18 protein-coding genes are annotated in these 25,081 nt (G+C 69.6%); 12 read left to right on the forward strand and 6 right to left on the reverse strand.

Translation table 11 applies throughout. From position 1 onward, the window contains the following. Positions 1-49: 49 nt before the first annotated feature. Positions 50-538 carry a MarR family transcriptional regulator gene (locus tag HEP75_RS19930; protein ID WP_185814273.1) on the forward strand — a complete coding sequence of 163 codons (489 nt, stop codon included), beginning with the start codon at positions 50-52 and terminating at the stop codon, positions 536-538. Positions 539-722: 184 nt separating this feature from the next. Here HEP75_RS19930 and HEP75_RS19935 read toward each other — a convergent pair whose 3' ends face one another. The 3 genes from HEP75_RS19935 to HEP75_RS19945 all read right to left on the reverse strand — a co-directional run bounded on the left by HEP75_RS19935 (position 723) and on the right by HEP75_RS19945 (position 3,984). Further along, positions 723-1,331: a thioredoxin family protein gene (locus HEP75_RS19935; RefSeq protein WP_185824661.1), complete on the reverse strand. Its 609-nt coding sequence runs from the start codon at positions 1,329-1,331 to the stop codon at positions 723-725. A 16-nt stretch (positions 1,332-1,347) separates the two neighbouring features. Continuing rightward, positions 1,348-2,871: an oligopeptide:H+ symporter gene (locus tag HEP75_RS19940; RefSeq protein ID WP_185814275.1), complete on the reverse strand. Its 1,524-nt coding sequence runs from the start codon at positions 2,869-2,871 to the stop codon at positions 1,348-1,350. Positions 2,872-3,069: 198 nt separating this feature from the next. After that, positions 3,070-3,984, reverse strand: a complete 915-nt coding sequence (locus HEP75_RS19945; protein WP_185824662.1) for a tryptophan 2,3-dioxygenase family protein — start codon at positions 3,982-3,984, stop codon at positions 3,070-3,072. Between the two features lie 166 nt (positions 3,985-4,150). On the opposite strand from HEP75_RS19945, the gene HEP75_RS19950 reads away from it, so the two are divergent. From HEP75_RS19950 to HEP75_RS19975, 5 genes are all read left to right on the forward strand, one after another. Next, a complete protein-coding gene (locus HEP75_RS19950; protein WP_185824663.1) occupies positions 4,151-7,714 on the forward strand; it encodes a lamin tail domain-containing protein in 3,564 nt (1,187 codons plus the stop codon). Between the two features lie 890 nt (positions 7,715-8,604). Continuing rightward, the gene (pdhA, locus tag HEP75_RS19960) at positions 8,605-9,693 is read left to right on the forward strand and encodes a pyruvate dehydrogenase (acetyl-transferring) E1 component subunit alpha (RefSeq protein WP_185824665.1); all 1,089 of its coding nucleotides are present in this window, start codon (positions 8,605-8,607) and stop codon (positions 9,691-9,693) included. Then, complete coding sequence (locus HEP75_RS19965; RefSeq protein ID WP_185824666.1) at positions 9,686-10,765, forward strand: alpha-ketoacid dehydrogenase subunit beta; 1,080 nt, start codon at positions 9,686-9,688, stop codon at positions 10,763-10,765. The genes pdhA and HEP75_RS19965 overlap by 8 nt, the downstream gene beginning before the upstream one ends. A gap of 1 nt (position 10,766) precedes the next feature. Further along, complete coding sequence (locus HEP75_RS19970; protein ID WP_179569239.1) at positions 10,767-11,117, forward strand: SH3 domain-containing protein; 351 nt, start codon at positions 10,767-10,769, stop codon at positions 11,115-11,117. Beyond that, positions 11,114-12,535 carry a dihydrolipoamide acetyltransferase family protein gene (locus HEP75_RS19975; RefSeq protein ID WP_185824667.1) on the forward strand — a complete coding sequence of 474 codons (1,422 nt, stop codon included), beginning with the start codon at positions 11,114-11,116 and terminating at the stop codon, positions 12,533-12,535. Before HEP75_RS19970 ends, HEP75_RS19975 begins: the two co-directional genes overlap by 4 nt. Before the next feature lie 48 nt (positions 12,536-12,583). On the opposite strand, the gene HEP75_RS19980 is transcribed toward HEP75_RS19975, so the two are convergent. After that, on the reverse strand, positions 12,584-13,144 hold the full coding sequence (locus tag HEP75_RS19980) for a hypothetical protein (RefSeq protein ID WP_255423919.1): 561 nt from the start codon (positions 13,142-13,144) through the stop codon (positions 12,584-12,586). Positions 13,145-13,972: 828 nt separating this feature from the next. Between HEP75_RS19980 and HEP75_RS19985 the strand changes: the two genes are divergently transcribed. Then, positions 13,973-15,547 (forward strand): M4 family metallopeptidase, encoded by a 1,575-nt coding sequence (locus HEP75_RS19985; protein WP_185824669.1) that lies wholly within the window; start codon positions 13,973-13,975, stop codon positions 15,545-15,547. A 361-nt stretch (positions 15,548-15,908) separates the two neighbouring features. Beyond that, positions 15,909-17,177, forward strand: a complete 1,269-nt coding sequence (locus HEP75_RS19990; protein ID WP_185824670.1) for a DEAD/DEAH box helicase — start codon at positions 15,909-15,911, stop codon at positions 17,175-17,177. Between the two features lie 257 nt (positions 17,178-17,434). Here the strand turns inward: HEP75_RS19990 and HEP75_RS19995 are convergent, their stop codons facing one another. Continuing rightward, positions 17,435-17,758, reverse strand: a complete 324-nt coding sequence (locus tag HEP75_RS19995) for a DUF6172 family protein (protein WP_185814283.1) — start codon at positions 17,756-17,758, stop codon at positions 17,435-17,437. Between the two features lie 199 nt (positions 17,759-17,957). On the opposite strand from HEP75_RS19995, the gene HEP75_RS20000 reads away from it, so the two are divergent. Further along, positions 17,958-18,719, forward strand: coding sequence for an SDR family NAD(P)-dependent oxidoreductase (locus HEP75_RS20000; RefSeq protein WP_185824671.1), 762 nt, complete (start codon positions 17,958-17,960; stop codon positions 18,717-18,719). 739 nt (positions 18,720-19,458) lie between these two features. Continuing rightward, on the forward strand, positions 19,459-20,754 hold the full coding sequence (locus HEP75_RS20005) for a carbohydrate porin (RefSeq protein ID WP_185824672.1): 1,296 nt from the start codon (positions 19,459-19,461) through the stop codon (positions 20,752-20,754). 228 nt (positions 20,755-20,982) lie between these two features. Here the strand turns inward: HEP75_RS20005 and HEP75_RS20010 are convergent, their stop codons facing one another. Further along, positions 20,983-21,615, reverse strand: a complete 633-nt coding sequence (locus HEP75_RS20010; protein ID WP_185824673.1) for an NAD-dependent dehydratase — start codon at positions 21,613-21,615, stop codon at positions 20,983-20,985. A 511-nt stretch (positions 21,616-22,126) separates the two neighbouring features. On the opposite strand from HEP75_RS20010, the gene HEP75_RS20015 reads away from it, so the two are divergent. Beyond that, positions 22,127-23,053, forward strand: coding sequence for a carbohydrate kinase (locus tag HEP75_RS20015; RefSeq protein WP_185824674.1), 927 nt, complete (start codon positions 22,127-22,129; stop codon positions 23,051-23,053). 428 nt (positions 23,054-23,481) lie between these two features. After that, the gene (locus HEP75_RS20020) at positions 23,482-25,071 is read left to right on the forward strand and encodes a GGDEF domain-containing protein (protein WP_185824675.1); all 1,590 of its coding nucleotides are present in this window, start codon (positions 23,482-23,484) and stop codon (positions 25,069-25,071) included. Positions 25,072-25,081 lie beyond the last annotated feature (10 nt).

A 25,081-nucleotide genomic window follows, 5' to 3' on the forward strand; every position in this document is an offset into this window, starting at 1 on the left:
CTCCTCCGTTATAGTTACAAATGAAACCACCAGCAAGGTGCAATGCAGCATGACGTCGATCGCTTCCGCCGCCCCGCCCGCTCCCGAGCAGCCTTCGCTCGACCTGGAGCAGTTCCTGCCTTACCGCATCAGCGTGCTGTCCAACCGGATCAGCAGCAATATCGCCCGCGTCTACGGCGAGCGCTACGGCATGGCGGTGACCGAATGGCGGGTGATGGCGGTGCTGGCGCTGTACCCGGGGCTGTCGGCCGGCGAGGTATCCGAGCGCACCGCGATGGACAAGGTGGCGGTGAGCCGCGCGGTGGCACGCTTGCTGGAACGCGGCTTCATCCAGCGCGAGACCCATGGCGACGATCGCCGCCGCTCGGTGCTGCACCTGTCCGAGGCGGGGGTGGAGGTCTACCAAGTGATCGCGCCGATGGTGCTGGAATGCGAGCGCCGCCTGCTGGCGCCGTTCAGCGAGGAAGAGCAGCGGGTGCTGAACCGGCTGATCGACCGGCTGGCGGCCGAGGGGCTGCCGAGCATGACCGGCAAGTGAGGGGCAGCGCCCGTTCGCAGCGGGCGTGGCGGCGATGCGGCGCTGCCGGAACTAACCATGCGCGCCGCAAGGCCATGTCCCTGTAGGAGCGGCTTCAGCCGCGACAGGCATTACCGACAATGCCTGTCGCGGCTGAAGCCGCTCCTACAGGATTCGAGCGACTTTCAGCAGGCTGCCGCTGCGCTCAGGTCTTCGGCGGCGCCCACTGCTTGAGGAAGTCGAAGAACTTCTTGCGGTCGTAGCCCTTGCCCTTTTCCAGTTCGCCGGTGAACTGCGAGTGCAGCAGCTTGCCGTCGGCATCGAGCACCAGCAGGTGCGGATAGGCCTCGATCTTCGGGTACTGGGCCAGGAACGCCTCGTTCTTGTTGTCGTCGCTGTAGTTGACCTTGACCCACACGTAGTTGGCGTCGCGGAAACTGCGCACCTCGGCGTCGCCCTCGATGAACTCGTCGAGGATGTGACACCACGAGCACCACTCGCCGCCCACGTCGAGCAGGATGCGCTTGCCGCCGCGCTTGGCTTCCACTTCGGCCGTTTCCAGGTCGTTGGCCGGATCGCGGTTCGGATCGAACTGCGCGCCCAACGCCGCCGCGGCGGCCACGTCGGCAGCGGCGGGCGTGTTGCCCGAGGCCACCGGCTGGTTCGGATCGGCCACCGGCGGCTTCTGCACCGAGGTGTCCAGCGGCTTGGCCGGCGCCTGTTCCGGTTCCGGCGCAGGCGCCTTGTTGCAGCCGCTCAGGGCCAGCATCAGCGCCGCCGCGCTGCCTATCGTCTTGATCGTCTTGTTCGACATTGCGATCTACCTCACGTCATTTGACACCGTGCATCAACTTGTTGATCAACGGTGCAATCAGGAACAACAACACACCCGAGCCGAGCAGGGCCCAGAAGCCGAAAGTGTAGCCCTTCAGCGCCGAGTCCACGGTCATGCCGGTCTCGCCGCTGACGCCTGCGGCGAAGATGCCGGACAGGTTGTTGCCGATCGCGGTGGACAGGAACCAGCCGCCCATCGCGAAGCCCACCACCTTGGTCGGCGCCAGCTTGGTGGTCATCGACAGGCCGATCGGCGACAGGCACAGCTCGCCCACGGTCTGGATCACGTAGACCATGAACAGGGTCCAGAACGGGATCTTGCCGGAACCGTCGACCAGCGAGGACAAGGCGAACATCAGCAGCGCGAAGGCCAGGCCGTTGAAGATCAGGCCCAGGCCGAACTTGCGCGGGATCGACGGGTTGGACGACTTCAGCGCCACCCACAGCCACACGAACACCGGGCCCAGCACCAGGATCGCCAGCGTGTTGACCGACTGGAACCAGCCGACCGGGAACATCCAGCCGCCCAGGTCGCGCTCGACGATGTTCTGCGCGAGGAAGTTGAACGAACTGCCGGCCTGCTCGAAGAACATGAAGAACATCACGTTGAACACGAACACGATCAGCATCGCGATCGAACGGTCGCGCGGCACGCGGCCCTCGCGGATGCCTTCGACCAGGATCATCGCGCACAGCGCCACGAACAGCGCGGTGAGGATCCAGCCGAGGATGCCGGCATCGATCAGCAGCAGGCCGTAGGCCACCGGGATCACCACCAGCGTCGCCAGCAGCACCCCGATCGTGCGTCCCATGCCCTCGCCGCCGGCCGGCGGCCGGCCGACCGCGCCGAGCTGGCGGCGGCCGATCCAGAACCACACCAGGCTGATCAGCATGCCGATGCCGGAGGCGATGAACACGTACTTGTAGGCCGGCATCGCTTCGGTGCCGAACAGCTTGTCGGCCAGCAGGCCGGTCAGGATCGGCGCGAAGAAGCCGCCGGCGTTGATGCCCATGTAGAAGATGGTGAAGCCCGAATCGCGGCGCGGATCGTTGAGCGGATACAGCTTGCCGACCATGGTCGACACGTTCGGCTTGAACAGGCCGTTGCCGGCGATGATCGTGGCCAGGCCGATCTTGAACACCTCTTCGTTCGGCACCGCGATCAGGAACAGGCCCACCGACATGACCACCGCGCCGATCAGCAGCGAGCGCTGGTAACCGATCAGCCGGTCGGCGACGAAGCCGCCGAACAGCGCCGAGGCGTAGACCAGCGCCAGGTAGGCGCCGTACAGCCGGTTGGCCGGGGCCTCGCCCGCGCCGGAGCCCTGGAAGAACTCGGCCACGATGTACAGGGTCAGCGCCCAGCGAATCCCGTAGAACGCGAAGCGCTCCCAGAATTCGGTCATGAACAGCATCCACAATGGCCGCGGATGGCCCAGCAGGGTCTTGAATTCGGGCGGTTGCGCTGGCGGCTGCGGCGGTGAGGCTGGGGGGTGCGACGCGACGTCGTCAACGCTCATGCGGTGTTCCCTTGCGTATTCAGTATGGGCTGGGGCGATTCCCGGCCGGGCCGGGGAACGGGCGAGCATCACCGACAGTTGGCGCTGGCGTCAAATGGCCGGGATTCGAGATTGGGGATTGGGGATTCGCAAGCGCCCCCTCGGCCTGCGGCGGGTCATGCCGCCCGGCCACGCGCGTGCCTGGGCCGGCGTGCACGCTCAGGCTCCGAATTCCGCACTGCCGGCGGCCGCTCCCGGCAGCGCCGCATCGCGCCCGTCCGGCAGCCCCACCGAGGTGCGCACCTCGAACAATTCCGGGAAGAAGGTCAGCGCCAGCGCCTGCTGCAGGAAGCCCACGCCGCTGGAGCCGCCGGTGCCGCGCTTGAAGCCGATCACCCGCATCACCGTGCGCATGTGGCGGAAGCGCCACAGCTGAAACTGGGTCTCCAGGTCCACCAGGTCCTCGCACAGCGCATATTCGCGCCAGTAGCGGTCGGTGTTCTCGTAGATGCGCTCGAACACCGGCCGCAGCAGCGGATCGCTGACATGCGGCTGGCGCCAGTCGCGCGCCCGGTACTGCTCGGGAATCGCATGCCCGAAGCGGGTCAGGTAGCGCAGGAATTCCTCGTACAGGCTGGGCGCTTCCAACACCGCCTGCAATGTCGCCTGGCCGTGAGGGTCGTGGCCGAACACGCGCAGCATCTGTTCGTTCTTGTTGCCGAGCAGGAACTCGATGGTGCGGTATTGCAGCGACTGGAAGCCCGACGCCGGGCCGAGCACGTCGCGGAAGCCCATGTATTCGGACGGGGTCAGCGTCTCCAGCACCGACCACTGCTCGGTCAGCTGGCGCAGCACCTGCTTGCTGCGCGCCAGCACCTTGCGGCATTGCCAGACCTCGTCGCGCTGCAGGTGCATGATCGCCGCGCGCAGCTCGTGCGCCAGCAGCTTCAGCCACAGCTCGGAGGTCTGGTGCTGGATGATGAACAGCATCTCGTCGTGGTGCGGCGGGTCCGACAGCGGCTGCTGCGCGGACAGCAGCTGATCCAGCCGCAGGTAGCCGCCGTAGGTGACGCGGCCTTCCAGGTCGGTATGGATGCCGGCTTCGAGCGGGCGCTGGTTCTGTTCGACGGGCATGGGCGGGGGACGGCGATCCGGGGCCGGCAAGGGTACCGCAGCGACGCCTGTCACATCCCGGTCAGCGGCCGGCGGCAAACTCGGGCAGAATCGAGCCGGCGCTTTGGGGAGCGCCGTCCGTCATCGTCGCAACTTGCGTCTTCAAGGATTGGGGAGAGTCTTCGTCATGCGAACCATGCTGCTTCGTGCTGCAGTGTTGTCGTGCGCGCTTGCCTGTGCCGGCACCGGCCAGGCCCAGGTCGTCATCAGCCAGGTCTATGGCGGTGGTGGCAACAGCGGCGCCACCTACAAGAGCGATTTCGTCGAACTGCACAACAACGGCAACCAGGCGGTGAGCCTGGCCGGCTGGTCGGTGCAGTACGCCTCGGCCGCCGGCAGCAGCTGGCAGGTCACCACGCTGGCCGGCAGCATCCCCGCCGGCGGCTACTACCTGGTCAAGCAGGCCGACGGCAGCGGCGGCAGCACCGCGCTGCCGACCCCGGACGCCACCGGCACCACCGCGATGAGCGGCACCGCCGGCAAGATCGCGCTGAGCAACGCGGCGACCGCGCTGAGCGGCGCCTGCCCCGCCGGCAACGTCGATTTCGTCGGCTACGGCAGCAGCGCCAGCTGCGCCGAAGGCAGCGCGCCGACCGCCGCGCCGAGCAACACCCTGGCGGTGCTGCGCGGCAACGGCGGCTGCAGCGACAGCGACAACAACAACGCCGACTTCGCCACCGGCGCGCCGACCCCGCGCAACAGCGCCGCGGCCGCCAACCTGTGCGGCGGCGGCAACCAGCCGGTAGCCAGCGTGGCCAACGTCAGCCGCGGCGAAGGCGACAGCGGCAGCACCGCGTTCGTGTTCACCATCGCCCTGAGCCAACCGGCCGGCAGCGGCGGGGTGAGCTTCCGCGTCGCCACCCGCGACGGCAGCGCCAGCGCCGGCAGCGACTACCAGGCCGTGGCCGCGACCGACGTGACCATTGCCGCCGGCGAGAGCAGCGCGCAGATCAGCGTGCCGGTCAACGGCGACACCGCCAACGAACCCGACGAGACCTTCTACCTCGACATCACCGGCATCAGCGGCGCCCTGCCGGCCACGCTGACCGCCAGCGGGGTGATCCTCAACGACGACTTCAACCTGGTGCCGATCCACAGCATCCAGGGCAGCGGCGCGCGTTCGCCGCTGGTCGGACAGATCGTCGCCACCAGCGGCATCGTCACCGCGCGCCGCAGCGCCGGCTTCTTCCTGCAGGCGCCCGACGCCCAGGCCGACGCCGATCCGCAGACCTCCGAAGGCATCTACGTCTACACCGGCAGCGCGCCGCCGGCCGAGGCCGCGGTGGGCAATGCGGTGCGGGTGCAGGCCACCGTGCTCGAATACGTGCCGACCGCCGACCCGACCCAGCCGCCGCTGACCGAGTTGGGCACCCCGACCGTGCTGCTGCAGTCCACCGGCAATCCGCTGCCGGCCGCGGTGACGCTGACCACCAGCTTCCCCGACCCGAACGGCGCCTACGACCAACTCGAACGCCTGGAGGGCATGCGCGTCACCGTGCCCAGCCTGACCGTCAACGCGCCCACCGGCGGCAGCGTCAACGAGACCAACGCCAGCGCCAGCAGCAACGGCGTGTTCCATGCCGTGGTCACCGGCCTGCCGCGCGCCTGGCGCACCGCCGGCGTGCAGCAGCCCGACCCGCTGCCGGCCGGTTCCCCGGCCGACGTGCCGCGCTGGAACACCAACCCGCAGGTGATCGCGGTGGGCAGCGCCGGCCTCGGCGGCGAGCGCATCGACGTGGCCGGCGGCTGCGTGGTGCTCGGCGTCAGCGGCCCGCTGGACTACAGCTTCCGCCGCTACACGATCTATCCGGAAGCCGCGCCGACCGTGCAATGCAACGGCGCCGATCAGCCCAAGCCGGCCCCGGCGCCGCAGGCGGACGACGTCAACGTCGCCACCTACAACATGGAACGCTTCTTCGACGACCAGAACGACCCGGCGATCGGCGAGCCGGTACTGACCGCGGCCGCCTACCAGGCGCGGCTCAACAAGGCCTCGCTGGCGATCCGCAACTACCTCAACACGCCCGACATCCTGGGCACGGTCGAAGTGGAAAACCTGAGCGTGCTGCAGACCCTGGCCGCGCGCATCAACAGCGATGCGGTCGCCGCCGGTCAGCCCGATCCGCAGTACGTGGCCTATCTGCAGGAAGGCAACGACGTCGGCGGCATCGACGTCGGTTTCCTGGTCAAGACCGGCGCGGTCGGCGCCGGCATCGCCCGCGTCGAAGTGCTCTCCGTCAGCCAGGAAGGCAAGGCCACCACCTGGACCGAGCCGGCCGGCGGCAGCAGCCTGCTCAACGACCGCCCGCCGCTGCTGCTGAAGGCGATCGTGCATTTCGCCGACGGCCGCACGCTGCCGCTGACCGTGGTCGAGGTGCACCAGCGTTCGCTCAACGGCGCCGAGACCGACGACGCCAGCGGCCTGCGCATCCGCGCCAAGCGCCAGGCACAGGCGGTGTTCCTGGCCAACCTGCTGCAGGCGCGGCAAGCGGCCGATCCCGGCGAACAGCTGCTGGTGATGGGCGACTTCAACGCCTTCGAGTTCAACGACGGCTACGTCGATGCGATGGGCACGGTGACCGGCCTGCCGTCGGCCGACGCGCAGACCGTGGTCGACGGCGACGGCGCCGACCTGGTCACGCCGGACCTGTACAACCTGACCCTGCTGTCCACGCCGGACCAGAGCTATTCGTACGCCTACGACGGCAACGTGCAGTCGCTGGACCACATCCTGGCCAACCGCGCGCTGATGAACTCGGCGCAGGTCGCGACGCTGAGCGAAGGCCATGCGCGGCTCAACGCCGACTTCCCAGCCACCGCGCGCAACGACGCCAACTCGCCGGCACGGCTGTCCGACCACGATCCGGCGGTGGTGTTGCTCAAGCTCAAGCCGCTGCAGCGCGCCGACCTGAGCGTGACCGCGAACGCGGCCAATGCCGCGGTCTACGCCGGTGACACCATCCGCTACAGCGTCGAGGCCGGCAACGCCGGCCCGGATGCGGCGCGCTTCGCCGCGGTCGCCTTCGCCCTGGATGCAGCGGTGACGCCGACCGTGACCGCCGCTCCGGGCTGGGACTGCGCGGCCCCGGACGTGGCCGCGCAGACCGTGGTGACCTGCACCACGACGGCGTTCGCCGCCGGCGCCGCGCCGCGCTTCGAAGTGGCGGTGCCGGCCACGGCCGACCTGGTCGGGCGCACGCTGACCCTGGCCGCCTCGGTCGCCTCGCAGACCGAGGACCCGAACGGCGGCAACAACGGCGCCAGCGCCGCGGTCGCGGTGCAGGCCGCGCCCGCCGGCAACCTGGCGCTGCGCATCGACGGCCCGGCGACGCTGCCGCTGATCGCGTTCAGCGCCAACTACCGCATCGCCCTGGTCAACCACGGCAATGCGCCGGTCAAGCGCGCCAGCCTGAGCGTCAGCGGCAACACCCTGTCGGTGCTGTCGCTGCTGGTGCCGCCGCGCGGCTGGCAGTGCGTACGCCAGGCCCACGGCCTGCGCAGCGCGCAATACCAGTGCAGCACCCGCGCCGACCTGGCGCCGGGCGCCAGCACCGCGTTCACCCTGACCACCGCGACCCGCCCGCTGCCGGCCGACCGCAGCATCGTGATCGAAGCCAGCGCCAGCTCGGCCTCGCCCGACGCCGACCCGTCCGACAACGCCGCACGCTTCAGCACCCGCATCGGCCGCTGAGCGCAACCGCCTTCGGGCAGAACAAGGGCGCGGCCGCAAAGCCGCGCCCTTTTCTTTTGCGCTCGCTCCGTAACCCACGCTCGCCCTCGAAGCCGCCCTGCTGTTGCTCAAGCCCCTCTCCCCCTCGGGAGAGGGGTTGGGGTGAGGGTACGACGCGAAGCGACTCGCGGAGTTTGGGCGCACGAGGCTTCGCCCGTACCCTCATCCGCCCCTTCGGGGCACCTTCCCCCGAAAAGGGGGCCATGGTCCCGATGGGAGAAGGAACAGCCGCCACCTCGCCCTCCATTCGAATGCAGCCTTCGCTCCCGCTTCGAGCCTTTCGCTGTCGCTCTTGAGCTATTGCTGTTGCTCTTGCTGTTGCCGTGAGCTGTCGCTCTTAAAACTTCCCGCCTTAAAGCGAGCCGAGCACCGCAGTGGCGAGCGGCCGAAGAGGCGCCCTTGTTTGAGCGAAGCGAGTTTGGGCGCCGTGCCGCTCGCCGCGAGGAGCGCAGGGCACCGGTGCGGCTGTATCGCACCGGCTCGTGTCGGGCGGGAGCGGTTTTGGTTACTTTTGCCAAGACAAAAGTGACTCGCGCCGACCGGCGCGAAAGCTCTTGATCTTGCTCTTGCCGTCGCCATTGCTTTTGCGCAATCGCTCGAACGCCACAGCAGCCGCCATCACGCCCAACCCCAAACGTCCACCGATGGACATCCGCAACCACCGCGCAGCCAACCACCGCAACGCAACAATCGCCCAAGTGAACGCCAGCAATGCGCAAAGCCCTCAAAGCGCAAGTTTTTGCTGCAATCCAGCAAGATACCGTGCTGCGGTGCAGGACGGCTTTTGTGCACGCCATCCTTAACATGCCGAGTCATATCATTTGAAACTTGTTGTCGAGAGTGCCGCTGTCATGACCATCGCCGCCCAGTTCGAAATCGAATACCTGCAGTACCTCGACGCGGACGGCCAGCCGGCCCGCGACGCCCTCCCGGCCGACTCGGCCAACCCGCAGACCCTGCTGGCGCTGTTCAAGCAGATGCTCTACGTGCGCACCTTCGACAGCAAGGCCGTGGCCCTGCAACGCACCGGCAAGCTCGGCACCTACGCCTCGTGCCTGGGCCACGAAGCCACCCACATCGGCATCGGCGCCTCGATGCGCAGCGGCGACGTGCTGGCGCCCAGCTACCGCGAATACGGCGCCATGTTCATGCGCGGCGTGCGCCCGCGCGAGGTGCTGCTGTACTGGGGCGGCGACGAACGCGGCAGCGACTTCCTGCGCGATTCCGACGCCGCCAAGGACTTCCCGATCTGCGTACCGATCTCCACCCAGTGCCTGCACGCCGCCGGCTCGGCGCTGGCGTTCAAGCTGCGCGGCGAAGGCCATGTCGCCGTCGCCACCTGCGGCGACGGCGGCTCCTCCAAGACCGATTTCTATGCCGCGCTCAATTCCGCCGGCGCCTACCAGCTGCCGCTGATCCTGTGCGTGATCAACAACGGCTGGGCGATCTCGGTGCCGCGCGCGGCGCAGACCGGCGCGCAGACCCTGGCGCAGAAGGGCCTGGCCGGCGGCCTGCACTGCCTGCAGGTGGACGGCAACGACCTGATCGCGGTGCTGGAAGCGATGCGCCAGGCGCGCGAGCGCGCGCTGAGCGGCCAGGGCGGCAGCGTCATCGAATTCATGACCTACCGCCTGTCCGACCACACCACCGCCGACGACGCGCGCCGCTACCGCGACGAGACCGAGGTCAAGCAGGCCTGGGAGCGCGAGCCGCTGACCCGGCTGCGCACCTGGCTGACCGCGCAGGGCCTGTGGAACGAGGCCGAGGAAGCGGCGTGGAAGCAGGAATGCGCGCGCCTGGTCGACATCGAGGTCGATGCCTACCTGGCCACCCCGGTGCAGCCGGTGGAAGCGATGTTCGATTACCTGTATGCCGATCCGCCGCCGGACCTGCTCGCGCAGCGCGCCGACGCCATCGCCCTGGAGCAGCGCCATGGATGAGCTCAGCCCTCGCCTTGCCGATACGGCCGCCACGCATGCGGCCGGCACCGCCCACAGCGCGGCCACAGCGCGCGGAGACCAGTCCATGACCAGCACCCCCATCACCCTGATCGAAGCCGTCACCCAGGCCCTGGCCTGGGAACTGCAGCACGACCCGTCGGTGCTGGTGCTGGGCGAGGACGTGGGCGTCAACGGCGGCGTGTTCCGCGCCACCGCCGGCCTGCAGCAGCGCTTCGGCGCGCAGCGCGTGCTGGACACCCCGCTGGACGAAACCACCATCGCCGGCCTGAGCGTCGGCCTGGCCGCGCAGGGCATGAAGCCGGTGGCCGAAGCGCAGTTCGACGGCTTCGTCTACCCGATGGTCGATCACCTGATCTGCCACGCCGCGCGCCTGCGCAATCGCACCCGCGGTCGCCTGCACTGCCCGATGGTGTTGCGCGTGCCGTGGGGCGGCGGGATCCGCGCGCCGGAGCACCACAGCGAGGCCAACGAAGCCATCTTCACCAACGTGCCGGGCTTGCGCGTGGTGCTGCCGTCCTCGCCGCAGCGCGCCTACGGCCTGCTGCTGGCGGCGATCCGCGAGCCGGATCCGGTGATCTACATGGAGCCCAAGCGCCTGTACCGCCAGTACAAGGAAGTGGTCGCCGACGATGGCGAGGCGCTGCCGCTGGACGTGTGCTTCGTGCTGCGCGAGGGCAGCGACGTGACCCTGGTCGCCTGGGGCGCGCAGGTCAAGGAAGCGCTGGAAGCGGCCGACAAGCTGGCCGCCGACGGCATCAGCGCCGAGGTCATCGACGTGGCCACGCTGCGCCCGCTGGATTTCGACACCATCGCCGAATCGGTGGCGCGTACCGGCCGCTGCGTGATCGTGCAGGAGGCCCCGCGTAGCGCCGGCTTCGGCGCCGAGATCGCCGCGCGCCTGGCCGAGCAGTCGATGTACGACCTGGTCGCGCCGGTGCAGCGCGTGACCGGCTACGACACCCACATTCCCTTGTTCCGGCTGGAGATGAAATACCTGCCGAGCGTGGACAAGATCGTTGCGGCGGCCAAGCGTGCCGTCGCCGCAGGCTGACATGCAGGCGCGCCTGCTCAGCGACTACCGCGCCGCCTACCCGCACCCGATCCGCTTCGCCGCCGGCGAGCGGGTGGTGCTGGGCGTGCGCGACGAGGAATGGCCCGCGTTCGTCTGGACCACGACCGCGGCCGGCAACGCCGGCTGGGCGCCGCTGGCCTGGCTGCGCGCCACCGGCGACGGCCACGCCGAAGCGCTGCGCGACTACGACGCGCGCGAACTGGATGCCGTGCAGGGCGACACCGTGACCCTGCATTACGAATACGGCGACTGGTGGTGGGCCGAGCGCGCCGATGGCGTGCAGGGCTGGCTGCCGGCGCGCGACCTGGAACTGCTGGAAGAGACCACATGAGCCAAACCAAGAATTTCAATCTGCCCGACCTGGGCGAAGGCCTGCCCGACGCCACCATCGTCGAATGGTTCGTCAAGGAAGGCGACACCATCCAACTCGACGAACCGCTGGTATCGATGGAAACCGCCAAGGCGGTGGTCGAAGTGCCCTCGCCGGTGTCCGGCAAGGTGCTGAAGCTGGCCGGCGCGCCGGGCGACATCGTCGTCACCGGCAGCATGCTGGCGCAGTTCGCGCCCGACGCCAGCATGCCGCAGCGCGCCGAAGGCCAGGACACCGGCCATCACCAGGGTGGCGCCGCGCCGGCCAGTCCCGGCAAGGGCGCCGGCGCCGATGCGCCGGGCGACAACGACCGCGTCATCGCCTCCCACACCGGCGGCGAACTGCGCGATGCCGACGCGGCGCCAGGCGATGGCGCACGCGACGACGCCGGCACCGTGGTCGGCGCGATGCAGAGCTCCAACGCCGTGCACAGCGAGCGCACGGTCTCGGTCGGCGGGGTCCGCGCGATGCCGGCGGTGCGCGCGCTGGCAAAAAAGCTGGGCGTGGACCTGACACGGGTGCGCGCCAGCGGCGGCGACGGCGCGGTGACCCTGGCCGACGTAAAGCAGGCCGCCGCCGACGGTTCGGCCCTTGTAGGAGCGGCTTCAGCCGCGACCACACGCCAATCGCAAGCCGCGGCTGAAGCAACTGCGCCTGCACCAGCGCCTGCAGCACCCTCGCGCACGCCGCTTTCCACCACCGGCAAGCCGATGCGCACCCAGCCGCCCGGCACCACCGCGCACGGCCAGCCCGAGCCGCTCAAGGGCGTGCGCCGCAACATGGCGCGGGTGATGGCGCAGGCGCATCGCGAAGTGGTGCTGACCACGCTCAACGACGACGCCGACGTCCACGCCTGGGCCCCCGGCAACGACATGACCGTGCGCCTGGTGCGCGCGATCGTCGTCGCCTGTCAGGCGGTGCCGGCGCTCAATGCCTGGTTCGACGGCGACGCGCTGACCCGCACCCTGCACGCGCAGGTCGACATCGGCATCGCCGTGGACACCGACGATGGCCTGTTCGTGCCGGCGCTGCGCAATGCCGACATGCTCGATGCGCGCGGCATCCGCGAAGGCGTCAACCGCCTGCGCCAGCAGGTGGAGACGCGCAGCATCGCCGCGTCGGAACTGAGCGGCTACACCATCTCGCTGTCCAACTTCGGCATGTTCGCTGGCCGCTACGCCACGCCGATCGTGGTGCCGCCGTGCGTGGCGATCGTCGCCGCCGGCCGCGCCCGCCACCAACTGGTGCCGGTGATGGGCGGCGTGGAAACGCACAAGCTGCTGCCGCTGTCGCTGAGCTTCGACCACCGCGCCTGCACCGGCGGCGAGGCGGCGCGCTTCCTGCGCGCGATGATCGACGATCTGGCCCTGCCGGGCTGAGCGAACTGCGCCGCCGCCTCGCAACGAGGCGGCGGTGCTTGCCACCCATCAGTTGCGCTCGTCGAAGGCCTGGATCACCTGCAGCGCCACCTCGGCCACGCCGCGGGCCTGCTGCAACTGCACCAGCGCCGCATGCGCGGCGTCGACCGAGCCGTAGCCGATCACCGCGCTGCCGTCGATCGCCGAGGCGTAGACCAGGGTGCCGCCGGTCCGGTGCGCCAGCGCTTCGACCACCGCCGGCGTGGTGCCGAACAACTTCAGCTTGGGCGCGACCAGCACGGTCTGCTCGGTCAGCTCGTTGATCGCCGCGACCAGCCGTTCGTCCTGCCTGGACGGATCGCGCGACGCCGGCACTGCGTTGCGCGTGTCGCGTCCGAGCAGGATCGCGTACGGGCCGATCTGCGCCACCACCCCGTCGGCGGCAGGCATCGTGCGCCGATCGCGCAGACCATCTTCGGCGCGCAGCCGCACCACCGCGCCAGGGATCAGCCGATAGGTGGAATGGCCGAAGCTGAAACGCGCGCCGGTAGCCGCCTGGCGCAACGCGCGGATATCCGGCGCCTGCGCCGACAACGGCGGCGCGCCCAGCACGACAACGGCAAACGCCATCCCCAGCACGCTGCGCGCGAGGCATCCGCGCAGGCGATGGCGCGCCGCGGTCACGGACCAACGCCGCTGCCCGTACGCGCGCACCGCCGCGGCGAATGCAGCCGAGCTCGGTCGCAGGGGCGAAGAGGTCATAGCGTTGCGATCCCGAGGGGAGGAAAGACATGCGTCGGCAGCCAATACCGTGCCGACGAGACGCGGCCGATATATAGCAATCCGCACTCCGCGGCGGCAATCGCCAATCTTCCCAAAGGTGACTTGCCACGCATTTTGGATCGTCCGTGTCTACCGATTAACTGCATTCCCACAGCGAAGGCTGTACGCCGGTCTTTTACAGTCCACGAAAGTACGTAAATCAAGCTTCTGCACTGTGCGAAATTCACCGGGAAATAGCTGCTTTTCCAAATTTTCTTGAGTTCTCCCAAAGCTCGCCTCGATCACCCTGCAGCGCGGCTTGCGCACCTGCCGGCAGTACTTCCCCTATCGGGCGAAAGGCAGCCCGATTATCTTTTTCAGCGCTTTTGCGCACTAACCCTTTGGGTTTTTTTGGCACAGGTGCAGCCACACCGTTGACGCCGCACGCTCGGCACGCGTGCCGCCCTTGGCGCGCGTGGGAGCCGCACATCCGGCTCGCCATCCCAGATCGAAAGTCTGAACAAACGCTGTCTACCACAGCCCGTAATCGCATCGTTATGGTCGTTGCCAGGGGGACGGCACCGCGCCATTGGCCGCAACGCCGACGCACTTCCGCACACAACCGCAACCACCCGTGGCCGCCATGCGCAGCCGCGCCGGCACGACATTCCCTTATCACTTGCGAGGAACTCGAAGATGCCCAAATCCATCCGCCACCACCGCCCGCTCGCGCTGCTGTCGCCGTTGCTGCTCGCCCTCGCCGCCACCTCCGCCACGGCGGCCGAGCGCGTGGACCTGCACGGCAAGGATCTCGGCACGCTCAACGTGCAGTACAAGGCCGCCACCACCAGCCTTGGCGGCGTTCCCGCCGCGGCCGCAGTGCGCCACGCCGAACTGATCGGCCTGGATGCCGAGTCCGCGCTGACCCTGCTGAGCAGCAGCACCGACGACGACGGTACCGTGCACAGCCGCTACCAACAGACCTTCCGCGGCGTGCCGGTCTGGGGCGAGCATGTCGTCGTCAGCGAACGCAGCGACGGCAGCGTGCGCAGCCTGTTCGGGCGCTCGGTGGCGGGCCTGGCCAGCGAACTGCCGGCCACGACCACGGCAGCTTCCAGCGCATTGCTGCCAGCCAATCGCGCGCTGGACGTAGCCAAGCGCGCCGCGCTCGGCGATGCGCTGGCCGCGCGCCGCATCGAGCGCGCGCAGGCGCCGCAGATGATCTACCTGGACGACGACGACCGCGCGCACATGGCCTACGTGGTGTCGTTCTTCGCCGATGCGCCGCAGGGCGGCGAGCCGACCCGGCCGTTCGTGATCGTCGATGCGCGCAGCGGCGCGATTCTGCGGCAATGGGACGGCCTGACCACCCGCGATGCCACCGGCCCCGGCGGCAACGCCAAGACCGGGCAGTACGAATACGGCACCAGCGGCAGCATCCACGGCTTCCTCGAGGTGGACAACAACTGCCGCATGCAGAACAGCACGGTCAAGTCGGTGAACCTCAACGGCGGCACCTCCGGCAGTACGGCGTACCAGTTCGCCTGCCCGCGCAACACCTACAAGGCCATCAACGGCGCCTACTCGCCGATCAACGACGCGCACTACTTCGGCGGCATCATCGAGAAGATGTACCGCGCCTATGCCGGGGTGGCGCCGCTGAGCTTCCAGCTGGTGATGCGCGTGCACTACAGCACGCGCTACGAGAACGCGTTCTGGAACGGGTCGACGATGACCTTCGGCGACGGCAACACCCGCTTCTATCCGCTGGTCAGCATCGACGTCGCCGGCCACGAGGTCTCGCACGGCTTCACCGAGCAGAATTCCGGCCTCACCTATTCCGGCCAGTCCGGCGGCATCAACGAGGCGTATTCGGACATCGCCGGCGAGGCGACCGAGTACTACCTCAAGGGCAGCAACGATTTCCTGGTCGGCCCGGAGATCTTCAAGTCCAACGGCGCGCTGCGCTACATGGCCAATCCGCCGCAGGACGGATCCTCGATCGACAACGCCGCCAACTACCGCAGCGGGCTGGACGTGCACTACTCCTCCGGCGTCTACAACAAGGCGTTCTACAAGCTGGCCACCACCTCTGGCTGGAACACGCGCACCGCCTTCGAGGTCTTCGCCCGCGCCAACCGCCTGTACTGGACCCCGAGCACCAGCTTCAACAGCGGCGCCTGCGGCGTGCGCACCGCGGCCAGCGACCTGGGCCGTCCGGTGGCGGCGGTGACTGCTGCGTTCAGTGCGGTCGGCGTGACCTGCCAGTAAGCGCGGCGTCCGGCACTACCCCGCCGCACGGCCATCCCCGGTGGGGTGGCCGTGCGGTGGCATGGCAACGCGGCGTTGCAGGCGAACCCGCGCACGCGTGATCGCCGATGCGCATGGCGAGGTGCATGCGCACTTCACTGCCACGCATGACCGGTTCGGCAATGATCGAGGGCACGACGCCAGGGTATGCCGCAGCTGTCCGCTACCCCGGACTGACCACCTCTCGAATAGCGGCCATCGGATACCCGCAGGCGCGTACGCCTCGCATAGGCGTGCGGCTGCGGGTAGGCTGCGCGGCTACGTCCGCCGCGGAGCATCGCGGCGGCATCGGTTTCGCCGCCCACCTTCCGGACCTCGCTGCATGCCATTCACCACGCTGGGCCTCGCCCCCGAGCTGCTGCCCGCGTTTTCCCGCGCGCTCGACGCCGCCGGCTATACCGCGCCCACTGCGATCCAGGCGCAGGCGATCGCGCCGATCCTGCGCGGCGACGACCTGCTGGCCTGCGCCGCGACCGGTTCGGGCAAGACCGCGGCCTTCGCGCTGCCGCTGCTGCAGCGCGCGGCGCTGGCACCGGCCAGCCGCCGCGTGCGCGGCCTGGTGCTGGTGCCGACCCGCGAGCTGGCCGCGCAGGTCGGCGACACCTTGCAGGCGCTGGGCCGCTTCCTGCCGCGGCGGGTCAAGGTGGCCACGGTCGCCGGCGGCGCCTCGATCAATCCGCAGATGCTGAAGCTGCGCGGCGGTGCCGACATCGTCGTGGCCACCCCGGGCCGGCTGCTCGACCTGGTCGCGCACAACGCCTTGGAGTTGGGCGCAGTGGGCACCTTGGTGCTGGACGAAGCCGACCGACTGCTGGCGCTGGGCTTCGAAGCGGAACTCGGCCGGATCCTGGCGCTGTTGCCGCGGCGCCGGCAGACCCTGCTGTTCTCGGCCACCTTCCCGGCCGAGGTGGAAGTGCTTGCGCAACGCCTGATGCGCGGACCGCGACGCATCGGCGAGGACGCCGCCGCCGCGGCCCCGGCGACGATCCGCCAGCGTGCGATCGAAGTGGACAGCGCACAGCGCACCGCGCTGCTGCGGCACCTGCTGCACAGCGAAGCCTGGCCGCAGGCGCTGGTGTTCGTGGCCAGCCAGCGCGGCGCCGACAATCTGGCCGAGAAGCTGGGCAAGGCCGGCGTGCTGGCGCAGCCGTTCCATGGCGAGCTGAGCCAGGGCCGCCGCAACCAGGCGCTGGCCGGCTTCCGGAGCGGTCAGGTGCAGGTCCTGGTGGCCACCGACGTGGCCGCGCGCGGCCTGGACATCGCGCAGCTGCCGGTGGTGGTCAACTACGACCTGCCGCGCGCCACCGCCGACTACACCCACCGCATCGGCCGCACCGGGCGCGCCGGTGCCGACGGCCTGGCGGTGAGCTTCGTCGACGCGGCCAGCGAGGCGCACCTGCGCCTGATCGAAAAGCGCCAGCAATTGCGCGTGCCGCGCGAACGCGTCGCCGGTTTCGAACCGACGCAGACGGCCGCGCCCGCCGCCGAGGCAGCGCCGCAGACCGGCGGCATCAAGGGCAAGCGCCCAAGCAAGAAGGACAAGCTGCGCGCGGCGAACGCGCAGGGCGGCGGGCTGCCAGCGAAGGGGTGAGCGCGTTCGCGGCGCTGGTCGCGTTCGGTGGTCCGAGATGCGCGCTGTTTCGCACAGCGCTGGTCGCGAGCTGTTTAATGCATTGCGCGCGTCGATCCTGTCGGTCGCGGCTGAAGCCGCTCCTACAGTTCCTTCGGCCAGCTTCTGTAGGAGCGGCTTCAGCCGCGACAGCAACCGAACGCCCCCGTATCAATCACCGCAGCCGATGACCCGAGGCCACCCGCATCCACTCCAAACAGGAGCGGCGGCGCCCACACTCAATCGTCGAACGGATCGGCCACCGCGGCATCGCCCTGCGGCCGCGGTGTGCGCTTGCCCGGCTTGCTGCGGATTTCCACATAGAACTGGGTGCCGCCCGTGGCGACCAGCGCGTCGATCGAACGCAGCAGCTCGGCCGGCGGCACCACCGCGGCACTGGCTTCCTCGGCGCCGAACAGCGTGTCGAAGTCCCAGTAGTCGGCGCCGGCCGGCAAGGCCTTGCGGCGCTCGCGGCGGATGTACTTGCGGATGTCGTGCTTGCTGGCGTCGAGCAGGCGGTCGGGATGCTTGCCTTCGATGCGGAGCTGGTAGGTCTTCTTCACTGCGGGGAGGATCCTGAAAAGAGGGAACGCGGCGGCCGGCATGCGCGGCGCTGACCGCGGGCGGCGGCGCGTGGGCAGGCCCTGCGGCCGGCCGCCTGCATGCGCGGCGGGCCGCCATGGTGCCAGAACCCGGCCCCGCGCTGCGGATTGGCCGATAATCGGTGCCCGGCGCATGCCGGCGCCGCCGCAGGAGTTGCCGATGACCGACCCTTCCGCCTTCGCGGGCTGCCGCGTCCTCGTCGCCGGCGCCAGCCGCGGCATCGGCCTGGCCATCGCCGACGCCTTCGCCCGCCGGGGCGCCGCGCTGGCGATCTGCGCGCGCAATCCCGCCGGCCTGGCCGAGGCGGCCGAGCAGTTGCTCCGCCACGGCCATCCGGTGTCGCGGCTGACCTGCGACCTGGCCGATCCGGCGCAGATCCAGCGCTGGGTGGCGCACGCGGCCGACACCCTGGGCGGCATCGACGTGGTGGTCAACAACGCCTCCGGCTACGGCCATGGCGACGACGACGCCAGTTGGCAGGCCGGCTTCGACATCGACCTGATGGCCGCGGTGCGCTGCAACCGCGCCGCGCTACCGCTGCTGCGCGCCAGCCAACGCGCCTGCATCCTCAACATCAGCTCGATCAACGCACTGCGGCCGACGCCGCGGGTGCCGGCGTACTCGGCGGCCAAGGCCGCGCTGAATTACTACACGACCACCCTGGCCGCCGAACTGGCGCGCGAACGGATCCGGGTCAATGCGATCGCGCCCGGCTCGATCGAGTTCCCCGGCGGGCTGTGGGACCAGCGCCGCGCGCAGCAGCCGGAGCTGTACCGGCGCATCCGTGCCGCCATTCCGTTCGGCGACTTCGGCGCGCTTGAGGACGTCAGCAACGCCGCACTGTTCCTGGCCTCGCCGCAGGCGCGCTGGATCACCGGGCAGGTGCTGGCGGTGGACGGCGGGCAGTCGCTGGGCGCCTGAACCACGCTGCGGCGCCCGCCGGGCAAGCGGCGCCGCGCCGCAACGCGTCTCCAACAGCGGCACCGCTCGTGCGGCAGGAAGACATTGCCAGGCGGATGCGGCGGCGGGCCGACCCGGCAGGGATGACAGACGCCAGCAACCCGGCCCTGCAGCAGCCGTCGTGGAGGTACGCCACACAGCGCGCGCCATCGCGGCGGCTTCTGCGCCCATTCCGGACGCTGCAATGCAGCAAAACATGCCCCGCGCCGCCCTTCCCGAAGCGGCAGCGGCGATAAGCGAAAGTCGCAGCGCACCTCACTCGAACGCCAGAAACCCGCGCCACGCAAGGCACGACGGGGGCGGTGGACCATGCACTGGATTTGGCGATCGCTGCCAATCCTGAACAAAGAAAAACAAGAAAGTTCTAATTCGAAAAATAACGAACATCAAACGAACGTGGCGACGATATGCTCCGGTCACAGGGGTTGTATCCACGTTCACCCAGCCCAGCGCAGCGCGTCGCGATGGGCGACCGGGAGGCCATGTGTTCCATCCGTGCACCGACACCGTCATCCGTAAAGCTTCCCGCCTCCAACGGCACGCCCGCGGGCCCTGTCGCTCTGCGCACCTCAGCCTCAGACCACGCACCGCAACGACCGCCGCCGCCCAGGCGCCCTGTGCCGCGCGGCAGCCGCCGCGCCGGCGTCCTTTCCATGACCGGCCGCGCGCACCCGCCGGCCCCGCACAAAGCGAGTCGCCCATGAACAAGAAGACCCCATGCCTCGTCCTGGCGGCACTGTCGGCAGCGCTGTGCTGCGCGCAGGCCGCGGCGCAGGATTTCGATCCGGCCAAGACCCTGACCGGGGATTGGGGCGGCGCGCGCACCCGGCTGGTCGACAGCGGCGTGGACCTGCGCCTGTCCTACACCGGCGAGTTCGCGCACAACAACTCCGGCGGCAGCCGCGACGATACCTACGCCTATGCCGACCAGTTCTTCCTGGCCGGCACCTTTGACCTGGACAAGCTGTGGGCCTGGCATGGCGCCACCTTCAAGGTCGAAGTGGCCAACCGCAACGGCGACTCGCTCAACGACACGGCCGGTTTTCCGACCCTGCTGGCGGTGCAGGAGATCCACGGCCGCGGCTCGGTGACGCGCCTGAGCCAGTTCTCGCTGACCCAGGACCTGTTCGACGACCGCCTCAGCATCAAGCTCGGCCGCCTCTACGCCAACGGCGATTTCTTCTCGTTCTCCTGCAAGTTCCAGAACCTGAGCTTCTGCGGCGGCCTGCCCGGCTACGTCAGCAACGGCTGGTACGTCGATCCGATCAGCCAGTACGGCGCGGTGGTCGCGTTCAAGCCCAACGACGCCTGGCGCTTCAAGCTCGGCGCCTACGACGTCAACCCGAACAACCTGGACCGCGACCAAGGCCTGAAACTGCGCACCGACGGCGACAGCCAGGGCACGCTGGTGGTGGCCGAGATCGAATACCTGCCCACCTTCGGCGACGGCCTGCAGGGCCATTACCGCGTCGGCGGCTGGCGCAACAGCGCCGACTACCGCAACACCGTCACCGTCAGCGGCCTGCCGTCGGACATCAGCGCCGACGCCACCGCGACGATGGACAGCGAAAGTGGCTACTACGCCATGGCCGAGCAGGTGTTGTGGCGCGCGCCCGGCGGCGGCACGCTGCGCCTGTTCGGCAACTGGGTGCAGGCCGACAAGGACACCGACCGCATCGACCAGATGCTGCAGCTGGGCGCGTGGCTGGATGCGCCATTCGCCTCGCGTCCTTACGACCGCATCGGCTTTGCCGCCGGCCGTACCCGCGTCAGCGAACGCCTCGGCGCTGCGCAGCGCCGCTACAACGCCGCGCTGCCGGCCGGCGCGACGACGGTGGGCGTGCAGGAATACGAATATCCGCTGGAACTGAACTACCAGTACGCCATCACCCCGGCGCTGTCGCTGATGCCGAACCTGCAGTACATCCGCAACGCCAACGGGATCAAGGACAACAACGGCGTGGTCGGCGGCCTGCGCGTCAGCATGAACTTCTGATCGCCGCGTGCAGCGTCGCGCCGATGGCGACGTTGCGTGGCGCCATGCAGCAGGCGCCACGCGCGCGGGCGAGAGTCGCGGGAACGCGGCGACGCTACCTGCATGGCAGGCCGCCGCCGCATCGCACTTCGACCAGTGCGATGCGGCGGCATCACATGCGGGTCGCGGCACAGCGCACGACGACACGACCATCGCGATAGCGTTGACGGGCCGTAGCCCGCCTCGCGCTCAGGCCAGGCGTTCGGAACCGATCACCTGGCAGCCGGCCTGCGGCCGCAACGCGCTGTCCACCAGCGCGGCGGCGATGCGCGCGGCAGGGTTGATCCGGTAGCGCCGTGGCAGCAGTGGCCCGAGCATCCCGAGCACGACGGCGGCGGCGCGCTCGGCCACGCGCGTTTGCGCGCGCTCGCCGCCGATCAGGCCGGGGCGCACCAAGGCGAGCGACGGATAGCCCAGCGCCTGTAGGTCGCGCTCCAACTCGCCTTTGACCCGGTTGTAGAACAGACGCGAGCGCGGGTCGGCGCCGAATGCCGAATTCAGCGCGAACGCGGTGGCGCCGTGCTGCCGCGCCAGCCGCGCGATCGCCAGCGGATAGGCGTGATCGACGCGGCGGAACGCCTCGCGCGAGCCGGCCTGCTGCATGGTGGTGCCGAGCGCGCAGATCGCCGCGTCAACCTGCCACCACGGTGCTTGCACCGGCAAGCGCTCGAAATCGACCAAGGGGTTGTCCAGCTTGGCGTGCACCACATCCAGCGCGCGCCGGGTCGGCGCGACCACTGCGCTGCATTCCGGCGCGGCAAGCAACTGCGCCAGCACATGCGAGCCGACCAGGCCGGTGGCACCGGCGAGCAGGATCTTCATCGAAAGCGCCTTGCGCGATGGATGGATGAAGCTACGCCGATCGCAGGCGCATGGGCAAGGTGCGGTCGGGCGCGCGTGCGAGCGTCTGCCGGATCCACGAGACGCTTCGCGACGTACCCTCACCCCAACCCCTCTCCCGACGGGAGAGGGGCTAGTTGGCTGTTCCTTCTCCCACCGGGAGAAGGTGGCCCGCAGGGCCGGATGAGGGTACGGGCGAAGCCTCGTGCACCCAAACTCAGCGAGTCGCTTCGCGCCGGACCCTCACCCCAACCCCTCTCCCGGTGGGAGAGGGGCTACGGCTGCTCCCTTCTCCCCTCGGGAGAAGGTGCCCCGAAGGGGCGGATGAGGGTACGGGCGCAGCCTCGCACCCTCAAACACAAAAGCAGCATGCCTACACAAGCAGCCACCACCCCGCACCAGCGCCCATGGTCGCCGCGCCACAGCTTGTACGCCACAATAGCCGCCCATCGCGCCGCCCCGGCGCCGCTGCAGCCAACCGAGGAGCCGTTCGATGTTCGTGGTGTGTGGAGAGGCCCTGTACGACATCTTCATCGACGGCTACGCCGGCACCTCGGTCGGCATGACCGCGCGCCAGGGCGGCTCGCCGTTCAACGTGGCGATCGGCCTGGCCCGGCTCGGCACGCCGTCGGCACTGTTCACCGGCCTGTCCACCGACCCGCTCGGCCGCCAGCTGCGCAGCACCCTGGAACGCGAGGGCGTGGCGCTGCAGCACTGCATCGACAAGCGCGAGGCGACCACCCTGGTGATGGTCGCGCTGGACGCGCAGGGCGTGCCCAACTATTCGTTCTACGGCACCGGCTGCGCCGACCGCGCGCTGACCGCGGCCGACCTGCCGGCGCTCGACGCCACGGTCGGCGGCCTGCATTTCGGCTCCTACACCCTGGTCGCCGAGACCACCGCCAGCACCTTCCAGGCCCTGGCCGAGCGCGAACGCGCGCAGCGGCTGATCTCGCTGGATCCGAACGTGCGGCCGACGGTGGAGCCGGACATGGCGGTGTGGCGCGCGCGGCTGGCGCGCTGGATCGCGCTGGCGCACGTGGTCAAGGTCAGCCAGGAAGACATCGAGCTGCTGTATCCGCAGCAGGATCCGTTCGCGATCGCGCGCAGCTGGCTGCAGCAGGGTCCGTCGCTGGTGGTGATGACCCTGGGCGGCGATGGCGCAGTGGCCTGGCGCGGCGACGCCGAGGCGCGCGTGGCCGGGCGCGCGGTGCAGGTTGCAGATACCGTCGGCGCCGGCGACAGCTTCCAGGCCGCGCTGCTGCACCAGTTGCCCGACCTGGCCACGCTCGCCGCGCTGGACCCGTCGGCGCCGGCGCTGCAGCGCTTGCTGGACTTCTGCGTGGCCGCGGCGGCGATCAACTGCACCCGCGCCGGTGCCAATCCGCCCAGCCTGGACGAGGTCCGCGCCGCGCTCTAGGGCGCGTCATCGAATCCGGGCAGGTCGCGTGGGATCTGCCGGGGTGCCAACCGGTGCTGCATGCGCAGCGCCCGATCGATGGTCAGGCCGGGCCGCGCGCCTGCTGCCGCCCTGAACAGGCGCACCCGCAGGGCCGCGCTTATGCACCCGCGGCGCTACGTCATCGCCCGAGCGTAGACATTTCGCACATCCCTGTTCTCTCTTGCCTCGTGCACGCGCAGGAATGGCGCGATGGGAGATGCCTGCAGTGCTTGGCGTCTACGCGGCAAGAAAGCGAGCAAGTGGACATTCGTCCACGCCGGGACGATCGTAGGGCGCCCGCCGCCGGCTCAAGCGCACGCCGCCAGCGCCGATATCCTGTTCCTGAGTATCGCCATGGGCGCCGCGTTTGCGGCAGGGCGGTGCGTTCTATTGGAGGAAGCGTCCGCATGCCGGATCAACGCGACGAGCCGCCGACGGGCGGGCTGCGCAAGCTGTTGTCGCCGCGCCGGCGCGAACCGGCGGCACCGGCCGCTTCCGCGGTGGCGCGGCATGGCGCGCATGGTGCTGCGCAGGCGGCGCCGGGCGAGCACGCCGATCCGGCCGCGGCCACCGCGGCGCTGATCCGCCTGTTCAACCACGCCCACCAGCCGCTGGAACTGCTCGGCGCCTTCGCCGACGGCATGGCCGGCCTGCACGGCGAACTCGGCGACATGGGCCGGCGCCTGCAATCGGCGGCCGCCAGCGGCGACTGGCCCAGCTACGGCCGCGCGCTGCGCCAGCTGATCGACAAATACATCCGCACCATCGACGTCGGCGATCCGCTGGCCGGGCCCAGCGACACCGAACGCCTGCGCGATCTGCTGCGCCAGGCGATCGCCGGCGCGCTGGCCTCGCTGCTGCACAACCTGCCGGAACTGGCCAACGAATCGGAGGCCACCGGCGAGGCATTGCGCCAATGGCGCCCGGGCCTGCCGCTGGAGCCGGTGGCGCAGCGCGTGCGCGAGCTGTGCCACCAGATCGCGCTGCGCGCCAGCGACAGCCAGGAGCAGCAGACGCTGCTGCTGGGCCTGTTCGACCTGCTGCTGGAAAACGTCGGCGAACTGCTCGACGACACCAGCTGGCTGCAGGGCCAGATCGCGGTGGTGCGCGACATGATCAGCGGCCCGCTGGACCGCTATTCGATCGAGGAAGCGCGCGGCAGCCTGCGCGAGGTGATCTACAAGCAGGGCCTGCTGAAGCAGGGCATCGCCGAATCCAAGGAGGCGATGAAGGACATGATGGTGTCCTTCGTCGAGAACCTGGACGGCATGGCGATCAGCACCAGCGAGTTCCACGACCGCATCGCCGACTACTCGCAGACCATCCGCGACGCGCGCAGCATCGGCGACCTCAACCGCCTGCTGCAGGAAGTGCTGCAGGACACCGGTCACGTGCAGCAGCAGGCGTTGCGCGCGCGCGACCACCTGATCGCCGCACGCCAGGAAGTGGACGCGGCCGAGCAGCGCATCCTGCGCCTGGAACAGGAACTGCAGGACGTCAGCGGACTGGTGCGGGTGGACCAGCTCACCGGCAGCCTCAATCGGCGCGGGCTGGACGAACTGTTCGCGCGCGAGCTGGTGCGCACCGAGCGCAGCGACCAGCCGCTGTGCGTGGCGATGCTGGACCTGGACGATTTCCGCAAGCTCAACGAGATCTACGGCCATCCCGGCGGCGACGCCGCGTTGCGCCACGTGGTCGAAGTGGCGCGCACCACGCTGCGCGGCAGCGACGCGATCGCGCGCTTCGGCGGCGAGGAATTCCTGCTGCTGATGCCCGACTGCACCATCTTCGAAGCGTCCGCGGCGGTGACACGGGTGCAGCGCGCGCTGGCCCAGCGCGCGGTGGTGCACGAAGACCAGCGCGTGTTCGTCAGCTTCAGCGCCGGCGTGGCGATGCGCCGCCCCGGCGAGACCCAGGACGTGCTGATCAAGCGCGCCGACCGCGCCCTGTACGAGGCCAAGAAGGCGGGCAAGAATCGGGTGGTTTCCGTGGATTAGCGCCGGCGTG

This window comes from Xanthomonas sp. SI, from assembly GCF_014236855.1.
Classification (GTDB): domain Bacteria; phylum Pseudomonadota; class Gammaproteobacteria; order Xanthomonadales; family Xanthomonadaceae; genus Xanthomonas_A.

What these genes read in the sequence shown, in the direction of transcription:
- HEP75_RS19940 (WP_185814275.1), bottom strand. Translation starts at nt 2,871, where the DNA reads ATGAGCGTTGACGACGTCGCGTCGCACCCCCCAGCCTCACCGCCGCAG.
- HEP75_RS19980 (WP_255423919.1), bottom strand. Translation starts at nt 13,144, where the DNA reads ATGGCGTTTGCCGTTGTCGTGCTGGGCGCGCCGCCGTTGTCGGCGCAG.
- HEP75_RS20010 (WP_185824673.1), bottom strand. Translation starts at nt 21,615, where the DNA reads ATGAAGATCCTGCTCGCCGGTGCCACCGGCCTGGTCGGCTCGCATGTG.
- HEP75_RS19965 (WP_185824666.1), top strand. Translation starts at nt 9,686, where the DNA reads ATGGATGAGCTCAGCCCTCGCCTTGCCGATACGGCCGCCACGCATGCG.
- HEP75_RS20000 (WP_185824671.1), top strand. Translation starts at nt 17,958, where the DNA reads ATGACCGACCCTTCCGCCTTCGCGGGCTGCCGCGTCCTCGTCGCCGGC.
- HEP75_RS19975 (WP_185824667.1), top strand. Translation starts at nt 11,114, where the DNA reads ATGAGCCAAACCAAGAATTTCAATCTGCCCGACCTGGGCGAAGGCCTG.
- pdhA (WP_185824665.1), top strand. Translation starts at nt 8,605, where the DNA reads ATGACCATCGCCGCCCAGTTCGAAATCGAATACCTGCAGTACCTCGAC.
- HEP75_RS20015 (WP_185824674.1), top strand. Translation starts at nt 22,127, where the DNA reads ATGTTCGTGGTGTGTGGAGAGGCCCTGTACGACATCTTCATCGACGGC.
- HEP75_RS19930 (WP_185814273.1), top strand. Translation starts at nt 50, where the DNA reads ATGACGTCGATCGCTTCCGCCGCCCCGCCCGCTCCCGAGCAGCCTTCG.
- HEP75_RS20020 (WP_185824675.1), top strand. Translation starts at nt 23,482, where the DNA reads ATGCCGGATCAACGCGACGAGCCGCCGACGGGCGGGCTGCGCAAGCTG.
- HEP75_RS19945 (WP_185824662.1), bottom strand. Translation starts at nt 3,984, where the DNA reads ATGCCCGTCGAACAGAACCAGCGCCCGCTCGAAGCCGGCATCCATACC.
- HEP75_RS19935 (WP_185824661.1), bottom strand. Translation starts at nt 1,331, where the DNA reads ATGTCGAACAAGACGATCAAGACGATAGGCAGCGCGGCGGCGCTGATG.
- HEP75_RS19970 (WP_179569239.1), top strand. Translation starts at nt 10,767, where the DNA reads ATGCAGGCGCGCCTGCTCAGCGACTACCGCGCCGCCTACCCGCACCCG.
- HEP75_RS19950 (WP_185824663.1), top strand. Translation starts at nt 4,151, where the DNA reads ATGCGAACCATGCTGCTTCGTGCTGCAGTGTTGTCGTGCGCGCTTGCC.
- HEP75_RS19990 (WP_185824670.1), top strand. Translation starts at nt 15,909, where the DNA reads ATGCCATTCACCACGCTGGGCCTCGCCCCCGAGCTGCTGCCCGCGTTT.
- HEP75_RS19985 (WP_185824669.1), top strand. Translation starts at nt 13,973, where the DNA reads ATGCCCAAATCCATCCGCCACCACCGCCCGCTCGCGCTGCTGTCGCCG.
- HEP75_RS20005 (WP_185824672.1), top strand. Translation starts at nt 19,459, where the DNA reads ATGAACAAGAAGACCCCATGCCTCGTCCTGGCGGCACTGTCGGCAGCG.